Annotated in this window: 1 protein-coding gene; it reads right to left on the bottom strand. The window is 62.3% G+C overall.

Annotated features, from left to right (window positions below; translation table 11 throughout):
• Positions 1-243: 243 nt before the first annotated feature.
• Positions 244-1,340 (bottom strand): hypothetical protein (locus tag EOA38_RS36855; protein ID WP_210213021.1); only part of this gene is annotated, 1,097 nt, incomplete at its 5' end.

Raw genomic sequence — 1,340 nt, forward strand, 5'->3', positions numbered from 1 at the left:
ACCCAAACCGAGGCGGACATCGCCGCTAACAACGGGCGCAAGGAAGCTCTGTTGAGAAGGCTTGAAGCGGAGAGAGCCGCCCGGCGAACGCGCGATGCTGGCGCGAAAACGTCTATGTGAGGGCCCAACACTCCTTCGACAAGCCTTGGCGACGTCCATCGGCCTCAACCCTCGCTGTTCGAATAGTCTTGTCGCGACCGATCTCCCGTCCCCTTGTTCGGGTGCGCGTTGGCACTGTCGTGGTCATCGGCGCCTAAGAGAACCCGGCAACAGGGCGACGCAGGCAGCCAGCGTAGCATCGTCCACGCAATACTCTTCCGGCTTTGTGCCGCGCAAGCCTTTGTGAGGTTGCCGCATCCAGAGATCGGCGTAGTCGTTCCTCTTGAAGTCGGCGCGGGCGGCCTTGCGAAGCTTGGCCAACGAGCCCGCCTTAAGGTCTTCGCGCTCGATTTCAATCCGTTCGGCTTCCCGCCAGCGGTCGAGCGCATCGACGGCTTTCCAGAAGTCAGCCTCGGATCGGCGCGCCATCATCCTAGGCGACACTCCGTGAAGATCGTCTCGGGAGAGATCCATCCATCCTCCGGCCGCTTCCGCGCCCATCGCGGCCGTCGCTGGCCTGAGCAACCTCGACTCCCTGTCGTCAGCCTCTCGTTTTGCCGTTTCGGCCGCTTCCTGTTCCCTGCGATCTTCGGATTCGCGCCGAGACTTCTCCCTGTCGGCAACCTCGTCGAGCACCGGCAGTCCCAACGTCATGCCGTCTGGCACGTGAGGCGGGTACGACGACATGCCCTTGCTCAGGGTGGAGAGTCTCTCCACCAACAGATCGAAGCTCTCCTCACTTTCGGAGGCGACAGTGGCGGCCGGGACTGTTCCCTCGCCAATGTCCGAGTCGAGCCACGCGAGGAAATCGAAATTTGCCTTGTGGGCCTTCCTGACGCGCACCAGGATTCGGTCGACAAGCCGATTCAATTCCTCGGTCCGCCGAGCCGGACATTCCCTTGTCTCGATCGCGGAGCTTATCGTCGTGCGAAGCAACCGCCCGCCGTGGAGCCTGCGACCTGGACCCGACACCATAAGCATGCCGGCCATCTTCATCTTCTCAACGAATTCGGCCAATGCCTCCCAAGGAGTCACGATGTCGCCGGCCACGCGACGCAGTCCGTCAGCGACCTCGTCGCTCACGAATGCGAAAGGAGGCGCGACCCAGCCTTCTTTCTTGATGGCCGCATAGGCTTCCTTGACGGTGAAGCCATTTTCCGCGACCAGGCCGAAGTGCAGAAGGATAAAGGACTTCCACTCCTGTTCCCTCACGGCGAATCCGATCGCCCGCCGCCCCGGGG

It is taken from the genome of Mesorhizobium sp. M1E.F.Ca.ET.041.01.1.1 (assembly GCF_003997355.1).
GTDB lineage: Bacteria > Pseudomonadota > Alphaproteobacteria > Rhizobiales > Rhizobiaceae > Mesorhizobium.